The organism is Streptomyces sp. KLMMK (genome assembly GCF_036961605.1).
Classification (GTDB): domain Bacteria; phylum Actinomycetota; class Actinomycetes; order Streptomycetales; family Streptomycetaceae; genus Streptomyces; species Streptomyces telluris.
The window spans coordinates 1-9,898 of record NZ_JBAMDC010000249.1 but is presented as its reverse complement, the minus strand read 5'-3'; the positions used below and the strand labels follow the sequence as shown (position 1 = coordinate 9,898).

The window sequence follows — 9,898 nt, the reverse complement described above, 5'->3', positions numbered from 1 at the left end:
CTACGCGGTGCTGTCGCTCTTCACCGCCGGCTCGCTCTTCCCCCTCGTCTGGACGGCGGTCACCGCCTCCCGGGACAACGCCCGTCTCGCCAGGACGCCGCCGCCCTTCCGGTTCGGCAGCCGGCTCGCCGAGAACGCCGGCACCGCCTGGACCGAGGCCAACATGGGCACGGCCCTGCTCAACACCCTGCTCGTCGCGGGCACCGTCGCGCTGGGCACGGTGGTCTTCTGCACCGTCGCCGGCTTCGCCTTCGCCCGGCTGAAGTTCCGCTTCAGCGGCGCGCTGCTGCTCCTGACGGTCGGCACGATGATGGTGCCGCCGCAGCTCAGCGTCGTCCCGCTGTTCATGGTCATCGCCGAGCTCAAGTGGACCGACCAGCTGCAGTCGGTGGTCCTGCCCACGCTCGTCAGCGCCTTCGGGGTCTTCTTCATGCGTCAGTACTTGCTGGAGGCGCTCCCCGGCGAGCTGGTCGAGGCGGCCCGCGTCGACGGGGCCGGCAGCCTGCGCGTCATCTGGCACGTCGTCTTCCCCGTCGCCCGGCCCGCGATGGCCGTGCTGGCCATGCTCTCCTTCGTGCAGGCCTGGAACGACTTCTTCTGGCCGATCATCGCGCTGACCCAGGAGAACCCGACGGTGCAGGTGGCCCTCACCGGGCTCGGCCGCGGCTATGTCCCCGACCAGTCCGTGATCATGGCCGGCGCGCTGCTGGGCACCCTTCCGCTGCTGCTCGCCTTCACCCTCTTCGGCAGACAGATCGTCGGCGGCATCATGCGGGGCGCCGTCAAGGGCTGACCCCGCCGACCCGCGCCGCTCCCCCCACGCCCCCACCTCCCGGGAGACCCCATGACCGTGAACTTCCCGCCCGGCTTCCTCTGGGGCACCGCGACCGCGGCGTACCAGATCGAGGGCGCGCCCCACGAGAGCGGCCGCACGCCCTCCATCTGGGACACCTTCTCCCACACCCCCGGCAAGACCCTCGGCGGCGACACCGGCGACACGGCCACCGACCACTACCACCGCCGCGCGGACGACGTCCGGCTGATGGCGGACCTCGGTCTCGGCGCGTACCGCTTCTCCGTCTCGTGGCCGCGCGTGCAGCCCACCGGCCGCGGCCACGCCAACCAGCCCGGCCTGGACTTCTACCGCGCCCTCGTCGACGACCTCCTCGACCACGGCATCCGCCCCGTGCTGACCCTCTACCACTGGGACCTGCCGCAGGAGCTGGAGTCGGCCGGCGGCTGGCCCGAGCGCGGCACCGCCCACCGCTTCGCGGACTACGCCCACCTCGTCGCCGAGGCCCTCGGTGACCGCGTCGAGATGTGGACCACCCTCAACGAGCCCTGGTGCAGCGCCTTCCTCGGCTACGGCTCCGGGGTGCACGCCCCCGGCCGCGCCGACGACCTCGCGGCCCTGCGCGCCGCGCACCACCTCAACCTGGCCCACGGCCTGGGCGTCCAGGCCCTGCGCGCGGCCCTGCCCTCGCACGGGCAGGTGTCGGTCACCCTCAACCCCGGCGTCGTCCGCGCCTTCACCGGCGCCCCGCAGGACGTGGACGCCCAGCGGCGCATCGACGCCCTGGCCACCCGCATCTTCACGGGCCCCATGCTGCACGGCGCCTACCCCGAGGACCTGCTCGCCGACACGGCGTCGATCACGGACTGGTCGTTCGTGCACGACGGCGACCCGGCGGCCATCAAGCAGCCGCTCGACTCGCTGGGCGTCAACTACTACACGCCCACCGTGGTGGCGGCCGCGACGGGCGACGGCGGCCTGCCCGGCGAGGCCCTCGAACCCTCGCCTTTCCCCGCGGCCACGGGCATCGCCTTCCACCGCCCGCCCGGCAAGCGCACCGCGATGGACTGGTCCGTCGACCCCACCGGCCTGTACGACCTGCTGGTCCGCTTCGCCGAGGAGGTCCCGGGCCTGCCCCTGGTGGTCACCGAGAACGGCGCGGCCTACGACGACAAGCCCGACGGCGACGGCACGGTGCACGATCCGGAGCGCATCGCCTACCTGCACGCCCACCTCGACGCCGTCCGGCGGGCGATCGCCGACGGGGCGGACGTGCGCGGCTACTTCCTCTGGTCGCTGCTCGACAACTTCGAGTGGGCCTACGGCTACAGCAAGCGCTTCGGTGCGGTCCACGTCGACTACGCCACCCAGGTCCGCACGCCCAAGTCCAGCGCCCGCTGGTACTCCCAGGTGGCCCGGACGGGCCAGCTGCCGCCGTACTGACCGGTAGCGGATCAGGGCCGCAGCCGCCGGGGGCGCCCTTGCGTCGCGCAGGACAATGGATGGCGGTGCAGACGATCCTGGAGGTATGTACATGTCCGAGCCGCAGTCGGCTCCCGACGCGGGCCCGACCGAGCGACCGCGCCGCCTGAAGCCCGCGCAGCTGCTCTTCGAGCCCCCGGAGGCGGTCGCCGACCCCGAGCACTTCTTCGACCTGGAGTCGATCGAGGACCCCCGCGAGCTGCTCACGCGCTCCACGGAGCTCGCGCTGGCGTTCCGCGCCGCCGCCGACCGGGCGACCGAGTTCCAGGCGGTGGCGGCGGCGCAGCTCGCCGACCCCCGGCGGTTCGACCGGCTGTCCACGGCCGTGATCGCCGAGCGCGCGGAGTGGAGCGAGGACTACGCGAAGAAGATGGTCGAGTTCGGCCGGGACCTGCTGCGCGGCAGCCGGACCGGAGAGTGACCCGCGCGCCGTGACGCGCGCCGCACCCCGGCCCCGCGGCCCCGCACGCCCCGGACGGCCCGGCACCCCGGCCACCGGCGGCGACCGGAACGGCCCATGGCACCGACCATGGGCCGTTGGCATATGCGGCGCGAAAAATAGCGCACGGCACCCCGCCCTGTCCCGACTTCCGCAACTACCGGATGCCCCGGCCGCCGCACCGCCCAGCATGGGCGCCATGACCTCTCGGCAGTACGACCCGCGCGATCCGTTTCCCCGGCACCGCGGCGCTCCCGGCGCCCCCTCCCGGCTGCCCCGCTCCGCCCACGTCACCCTCGCCGGGGCGGACTGGCTCGCCTCGGCCAGCCGCTTCCCCCGCAGCGTGCACGCCCTGTGGATCGACTGCCCGGCCAATCCGGTCGTGCTGCCCTGCGGCGTCGCCTTCGACGTGGTCAGCGCCCCCGACCTGTTCGGCCGCCGGGTGCTGGACCGGTTATGGGAGAAGGGGCCGGGCTCCGGGCCGGTCGCCGCCCAGCGCGGCAGACTGCAGCTGTTCGCGGCCCCCGGTACGGCCCAGCGCCTGCCCGCACTGCTCGGCTGGGAGGAGTGGGCCCGGGCGATGCCGCCGCTGCTGTGCCACGGCACGGGCGACACCGTGACCCTCCCGCCGCTCTACCCCTCCGGCCCGGAGGAGCCCGCGCCGCCCGTCGCGCGCTGGGTGGTCGCCCCCGAGGTGCGCCACCCGTGGCTGCCGGACGCGGAGGCGCTGCTGTGGGCCTGTGTGCGGGTGGCGCGGGCGACGGCCGGCGCTCCGGGGGCCGGGCTCCGCCCCGAGGCCGCCCCCGAGCCCGCCCTGTGACCGGGACCACCGCGCTGACCTGCACGAGCGCCCTCGCAGCCCGCTGAAACATCCGGATTTTCGTTCCACCCGATCAGGGTGCTAGAGTCTTCTCTGTCAGCAGGCGCCGCTAGCTCAGTTGGTTAGAGCAGCTGACTCTTAATCAGCGGGTCCGGGGTTCGAGTCCCTGGCGGCGCACAGACAGACGAAGGCCCTCACCGTCAGGTGAGGGCCTTCGTCGTGTGCGCGGCGTGTATGCACAGCCTGTGTACGCGGCCCGAGCGCGCCTCACGCCCGGGTCACCCCGACGGTCCACGACCCGCCGGCCGTCCGCCCCCGTACGGTCACCCGCACCCCGTCGGTCTCCGAGGACAGGGACTCCCCCACGCCCAGCGGCGCGTCGGCCAGCGGCGGGTAGACGGACTCGCCCCAGCAGGCTTGGTGGCCCGGGTGCCCGTCGAGCACCTGGACCGGCCCGCTGCCCGAGGCGGTGTCGCTGTGCACCCGGTAGACGAGGACGCCCTCGGTGCAGGCGCCGCTGTCGTTGCCGGAGGCGGAGCGCGCCTCCACGACGAGGGCCGTGGTGATGCCCGTACGGATCACGATCAGGCGGGTGCGGCCGTCGCCGCCCGGCTGCATCGGCGTCTCCAGCGGCTGGAGGGTGTAGAGGGCGCCGCTGGGGCCGCGGGCGCAGGCGACCTGGGCCGGCGTGAGCCAGCCGAGTTTCCACTTGTGCCAGCCGAACGGGTCGGAGGCGAGCCCGAACTGGCTTCCCATGAGGTCCCAGTCGCCGACGTGGGTGTCCCAGTCGCCCTTGCCGTCGGTGGGCCGGTGGTAGAGGTCGGGCAGGTCCAGGACGTGCCCGGTCTCGTGGGCGAGGACGTTGCGGTCGGGCGGGTGGTGCTCGAAGACGGTGACGATCCGGCGCAGCTGCGCGCCGTCCGCCTGCAGGGGCCGGTCGAGGTTGACGACCTTGGTGGCGTCGGAGTCGACGCCCGGGGCGTCGGGGTCGGCGACGAGGTAGACGAGGTCGTAGCGGCTGAAGTCCACGCCGGGGTCGGCTGCGGCGACGGCGTCGCGCAGGTAGTCGGAGCGCCGGTCGCCCTCCCAGTCGCGCTGTATGCGGTACGAGGTGGCGGACCGGGGCATCCTGACCCACCGCTTCACCGGGTGGGCGCGCAGGGAGAACCTCCCGTAGGAGGCCCGCTCGAAGAAGCGGCTGGTGGCGGGGAAGTGGTCGGCCGCGAGCTTCTCGGGGGACACCGCGGGCTTGGAGTCCGGGAAGGACAGGAAGATCATGACGGCGTCGAGCCGCCCGACGGGCCGTGGATAGGCGGGGTTCCAGCTGTCGAGCCCTTCGGAGTGGTGGGCCTGGCTGCGCGGGAGCGCGCAGGGCCCGCCGGGCCCCACGGCCTGGGCGGGGACGGCGACGAGGGTGGTCGCCGCGATGGCGCACAGGACGGTGAGGACGGCCCCGACGCGGCGCAGCGGCCGCGGCCGGTCCACTCCCATGGGTGTCTGCGGACGCACCACGTCGACCTCCCGGGACGGATTCGGGACACCTCATCCACCCTCGGTGGATTTATGGTGGTATGCCCTATTCCGCTGCTCCGGTCGAGTGACTAGGCCGACTTCTGGGTACATCACACTCAGTCACTGATGGTCAATCGAGATGGTGTGGCACAACAGCCTCAGGCACGAGCGCGCACGGTCGTGCAGAAGTGGACACCCCGGGGGCCGCGGCCCGGCCTCTCGCGGAAGGGCCGCTGGAACGGTCCCCCCGCGAGCTCTATGATCGCCACATTTCCAGCACGGACACCCCGGACGGACGGCCTCCCGCCGCCCGTTCGGACACGCGTACGAGATCCATGAGACCCATACGAAACCAGTGCGGAACGAATGCCTTGCGGGAGCGAGCGGTGAGCGGAACCCTCGATGGCCAGGGCGGCGCGCCCTGCCCAACGCCTACAGTCGTCACGCAACGTAATGAATCCAGTGATTTTCGTGCCGCGTTCAATGCCGCGCAGCTCGCCATGGCCGTGGTGGGCCGCGACGGTCTGGTGCGCACCGCCAACCACGCGCTCGGGGCGCTGCTGGGCACCGACCCGGCCCGGCTCGCCGACGCCCCGGCCGCCGAGTTCACCGGCCTGCGCGAGGACTCGCGCACCTGGAGCGCGTACCGCGAAGTGCTGCTCGGCCGCCGCGAGCGGCTGCACTGCACCCGGCGGCTGAAGCACACCGGCGGCCAGGGGGTGTGGGCCGAAGTGATCGTGACCCCGCTGCCCGACAGCTGCGACACCCTGCTGTCCGTCGCCGACATCAGCGACCGGCGCGACCTGCGCGCCCGGCTGCGGCACCTGCGGATGCACGACCCCGTCACCCGGCTGCCCAACCGCAGCCTCTTCTTCGAGCGGCTGACCGCCGCGCTGGCATCGGCCTCCGCCGTACCGGGCGGACAGGGCAGGATCGGGGTCTGCTATCTGGACCTCGACGGCTTCAAGGCCATCAACGACACCCTCGGCCACCGGGCCGGGGACCGGCTGCTGGGCGCGGTGGCCCGGCGGCTGAGCGAGTGCGCGGCGCCCGGCGGGCACCTCGTCGCCCGGCTAGGGGGCGACGAGTTCGCGCTGCTGGTGGAGGAGTCCGGGGGCACCGAACAGCTCGTCGAGCTCGCCGCCTGCATCCAGGACGCGCTCCAGCGGCCGTTCGAGGTGGCCGGGCAGCAGCTGTCGGTCTCGGCGAGCATCGGCGTCGTGGAGCGCCCCGCGGCCGGCACCCACGCCACCGAGCTGATGCAGGCCGCCGACACCACGCTGTACTGGGCGAAGGCCGACGGCAAGGCCCGCTGGACACTCTTCGACCCCGAGCGCAACGCCCACCGGATGACCCGCCAGGCCCTGTCCAGCACGCTGCGGCCCGCGGTCGAGCGCGGCGAATTCGTCCTGCAGTACCAGCCGCTGGTGGGCCTGGGGGACGGGGTCGTGCGGGGGGTGGAGGCGCTCGTCCGCTGGCGTCACCCGCAGTTCGGGATGCTTCCGCCGAATCGGTTCATCGGCCTCGCCGAGGAGACCGGCGCGATCGTCCCCCTGGGCCGCTGGGTGCTCGCGACGGCCTGCCACCAGGCACGGCGCTGGCAGCTCGCCCACCCCGCGGAGCCGATCGTCGTCAGCGTCAATGTCGCGGTGCGGCAGGTGTGGGACTCCGACCTGGTCTCCGACGTCGCGGCGATCCTCGCCGAGACGGGGCTGCCGCCCCGGCTGCTGCAGCTGGAGCTCACCGAGTCGGCGGTGATGGGCTCGGCCGGCCGGCCGCTGCAGCAGCTGCGCCAGCTCAGCGACATGGGCGTGGCCATCGCCATCGACGACTTCGGCACGGGCTACTCCAACCTCGCCTACCTCAGCCGGCTGCCGGTCTCCACGCTCAAGCTCGACGGCTCCTTCGTCCGGGGCTTCCGCTCCGGGGAGCCGCCGAACCCCGCGGACGAGACGATCGTCGAGGCCCTCGTCCAGCTCGCGCACCGGCTGGGGATCACCGTGACGGCGGAGTGCGTGGAGAGCGCGGAGCAGGCGGAGCGGCTGGGGCGGATCGGCTGCGACACGGGGCAGGGCTGGTTCTACTCCCGCCCCGTGCCGGCGGACTCGATCTCCTCCTTGCTGACGACGGGGGTGCGGCCGTAGCGCCCCCGGTCCGGGCCCGAGCCCCGCGTCACATGCCGTACACGTCCGCGATCAGTTCGTAGCTGCGCAGCCGCGCCCCGGCGCCGTGCGCGTTCGTAGTGATCATCAGTTCGTCGACGCCGGTCGTCTTGACCAGGTGGTTCAGCCCCTCCCTGACCGCCTCGGGCGTACCGTGCACCACATTGGCGATCCGGCTGTCGACGAACTCCCGCTCCGCGGGGCTGAAGTCGTACGACGCAGCCTCCTCCGGCGTCGGGACCAGCCCCGGGCGCCCCGTGCGCACCCGCAGCATCGACAGCGCGCCGGTGAGCACCTGGCGGCGGGCCTCCCCCGCATCCTCCGCCGCGAACGCCTGCACGCCGATCTTGGCGTACGGGCGGTCGAGGACCGAGGAGGGGCGGAAGCACTCGCGGTAGAGCTCCAGCGCGGCCACCGTGCTGCCGGAGGAGAAGTGGTGCGCGAAGGAGAAGGGCAGGCCGAGCGCGCCCGCGAGCCGCGCGCTGAAGCCGGAGGAGCCCAGCAGCCAGACCGAGGGGCGGTCGGCGCGCTGCACCCCGCCGGGGACGCGGCCCTGGACCGGGCCGGGCACGGCGTGGATCCCGGCGTAGCGGTGGCCGTCGGGGAAGTCGTCGTCGAGGAAGCGGATCAGCTCGGCCAGCTGCTGCGGGAACTCGTCCGCGCCCTCGCTCAGCCGGTCGGTGCGGCGCAGCGCGGCGGCGGTGGCGCCGTCGGTGCCGGGGGCGCGCCCGAGGCCGAGGTCCACGCGCCCGGGGGCGAAGGCCTCCAGGGTGCCGAACTGCTCGGCTATCACCAGCGGCGCGTGGTTGGGGAGCATCACCCCGCCGGAGCCGAGGCGGATGCGCTCGGTGTGCGCCGCGAGGTGGGCGAGGACGACGGCCGGGGAGGAGCTCGCGATAGCGGGCATCGAGTGGTGCTCGGAGACCCAGAAGCGGTGGTAGCCGCGGCGCTCGGCCAGGCGGGCCAGCTCGACGGTGGTGGTGAGGGCCTGCCGGGCGGTCCGTCCGGCGCCGACGGTCGCCAGGTCCAGTACGGACAGGGGAACGGGGGCGCTGCCCAGGGCCTGCCCCCGGATGAAGTCGTCCTGCGCGTCGGGCACGGTGGTCCGCCTTCCTGTTCCTGATCGTCTGCGGCGCGCTGTGTGCGGCGCCGCGCCGGGGCCGGTCCGCTGCGACCGGCCGAAAGGGGCAGCCGGAGAGAGTCTCCGGTTATTCCCCCGCCGGGCCCCCGCGCCGTCCGCAGGCACGTTCCCTCCGTTATGGCATCGGCATATGCCGAGCTGACAACACCCCCTGCTTGCGGCACGTTTCGCCGTTATCGTGGTCGGCGGGACACTCGCCGGAAAGCCCGTAGGGGGAGACCGTGGCGCTCATGCCCGACCCGACCGCACCGCTCCATTCGGTGCAGTACGCCCTGCGGGTGCTCGAGGCGATCGCCCGGCACTCCGGAGGGGTGACCACGATCCAGATCGCACGCGAGACCGGGCTGCCCGCCGCCCGCCTCGCCCACCTCCTGCCGATGCTCCGCCGCGAGGACTACGTCCAGCGCACCGGCGACGGCGGATACGTCACGGGCGACGCCCTCGTCCTGCTCGGCTCCGGCGGCGACCGCAGCGCCGCCCTGCGCCACAAACTGCAGCGGTCGCTGACCGAGCTCCGCGATTCCCTCGGCGCCGCCGTGTACCTGAGCCGCTACATCGACGGCGAGGTCAGGATCACGCAGGTCGCGGACGGGCCGCGCACCCCGCGGGTCAACGAGTGGGTCGACTTCCGCTCCGCCGCGCATGCCAGCGCCGTCGGCAAGTGCCTGCTCACCCAGCTCGACCACGACGACCGCCGCGACCACCTCTCGCGCCACCGGGCCGCCCGGCTCACCTCCCGGACGATCACCAGCGAGAAGGTGCTCCTCAGCACCCTGGAGCGGCAGCCTGCGACCGTCCCCGTCCTCGATCTCCAGGAGTACGCCGTCGGCACGGTGTGCGCGGCCGTCCCGGTCAGCGCGGGGAGCGCCGTCGGCTGCCTCGCCCTCTCGCTCCCGCTGGCCCACGCCCACCGGCTGCGGCAGGCCGCGGAGACGCTGAACCGGCGGGCCGCACCCCTGATGCTGTCGCTGGCCCTCTGAGGGCCGGCGGGCAGGCGGATGGAAGGGCGGACGAGCCGGCCGGGGGAAAGGCGGTGGAGAGCACCCCTCCGGACCAGGTATATTTATCTCTGTCAGCAGGCGCCGCTAGCTCAGTTGGTTAGAGCAGCTGACTCTTAATCAGCGGGTCCGGGGTTCGAGTCCCTGGCGGCGCACAGACAGCCGAAGGCCCTCACCGTCAGGTGGGGGCCTTCGGCGTATGCGTCCCCCGCCCGTAGCATGGGGGCCGTCCGTCCCGCCGCGTGCAAGGAGAGGAGAGCCGTGACCAGTACGTCCCAGGGTCACCGGCCGGTGGCCGCGGCCGCGCTCCTGCTCCTCCTCGCGGTCGTCTTCGGCCCGCTCCCGGGCGGCGCCCAGCCGTACGCCGCGGTCACCTCGCCTGTACGCGCCACGGAGCCCGTCCGCCACGCGGACCCGGCACCCACCGGGGCCAGGGCCGGGGCCGGGGCCGGGGCCGGGGCCGGGCAAGTCGTACGGGCCGACGCGCCGGACACCGGCTCCAGCTGCCGGCAGCAGGACGTGCCGCTGAAGGACGCCGAGACCGCCGTCGC

9 protein-coding genes and 2 tRNA genes are annotated in these 9,898 nt (G+C 73.6%); 9 read left to right on the top strand and 2 right to left on the bottom strand.

Annotated elements, in window-relative coordinates; genetic code table 11:
• The 5 genes from V7793_RS26700 to V7793_RS26680 form a co-directional block, all read left to right on the top strand.
• On the top strand, positions 1-793 hold a 793-nt coding region (locus V7793_RS26700; RefSeq protein WP_336010770.1), incomplete at its 5' end, for a carbohydrate ABC transporter permease.
• A gap of 51 nt (positions 794-844) precedes the next feature.
• Positions 845-2,236, top strand: coding sequence for a GH1 family beta-glucosidase (locus tag V7793_RS26695; RefSeq protein ID WP_336010767.1), 1,392 nt, complete (start codon positions 845-847; stop codon positions 2,234-2,236).
• A 91-nt stretch (positions 2,237-2,327) separates the two neighbouring features.
• The gene (locus V7793_RS26690; RefSeq protein WP_058046876.1) at positions 2,328-2,696 is read left to right on the top strand and encodes a hypothetical protein; all 369 of its coding nucleotides are present in this window, start codon (positions 2,328-2,330) and stop codon (positions 2,694-2,696) included.
• Between the two features lie 217 nt (positions 2,697-2,913).
• Positions 2,914-3,534 carry a bifunctional DNA primase/polymerase gene (locus tag V7793_RS26685; RefSeq protein ID WP_336010764.1) on the top strand — a complete coding sequence of 207 codons (621 nt, stop codon included), beginning with the start codon at positions 2,914-2,916 and terminating at the stop codon, positions 3,532-3,534.
• 103 nt (positions 3,535-3,637) lie between these two features.
• Positions 3,638-3,711: transfer RNA gene (locus V7793_RS26680), tRNA-Lys, on the top strand.
• 90 nt (positions 3,712-3,801) lie between these two features.
• Here V7793_RS26680 and V7793_RS26675 read toward each other — a convergent pair.
• A complete protein-coding gene (locus V7793_RS26675; RefSeq protein WP_336010773.1) occupies positions 3,802-5,025 on the bottom strand; it encodes a M6 family metalloprotease domain-containing protein in 1,224 nt (407 codons plus the stop codon).
• Positions 5,026-5,546: 521 nt separating this feature from the next.
• On the opposite strand from V7793_RS26675, the gene V7793_RS26670 reads away from it, so the two are divergent.
• Positions 5,547-7,190 carry a putative bifunctional diguanylate cyclase/phosphodiesterase gene (locus tag V7793_RS26670; RefSeq protein ID WP_443058003.1) on the top strand — a complete coding sequence of 548 codons (1,644 nt, stop codon included), beginning with the start codon at positions 5,547-5,549 and terminating at the stop codon, positions 7,188-7,190.
• A gap of 28 nt (positions 7,191-7,218) precedes the next feature.
• Here the strand turns inward: V7793_RS26670 and V7793_RS26665 are convergent, their stop codons facing one another.
• Positions 7,219-8,307 (bottom strand): MsnO8 family LLM class oxidoreductase, encoded by a 1,089-nt coding sequence (locus tag V7793_RS26665; RefSeq protein WP_168095674.1) that lies wholly within the window; start codon positions 8,305-8,307, stop codon positions 7,219-7,221.
• 263 nt (positions 8,308-8,570) lie between these two features.
• On the opposite strand from V7793_RS26665, the gene V7793_RS26660 reads away from it, so the two are divergent.
• From V7793_RS26660 to V7793_RS26650, 3 genes are all read left to right on the top strand, one after another.
• A complete protein-coding gene (locus tag V7793_RS26660; RefSeq protein WP_336010758.1) occupies positions 8,571-9,329 on the top strand; it encodes an IclR family transcriptional regulator in 759 nt (252 codons plus the stop codon).
• 99 nt (positions 9,330-9,428) lie between these two features.
• Positions 9,429-9,502: transfer RNA gene (locus V7793_RS26655), tRNA-Lys, on the top strand.
• Between the two features lie 106 nt (positions 9,503-9,608).
• Positions 9,609-9,898: hypothetical protein (locus V7793_RS26650; protein WP_443058002.1), on the top strand; the 290-nt coding region annotated here is incomplete at its 3' end.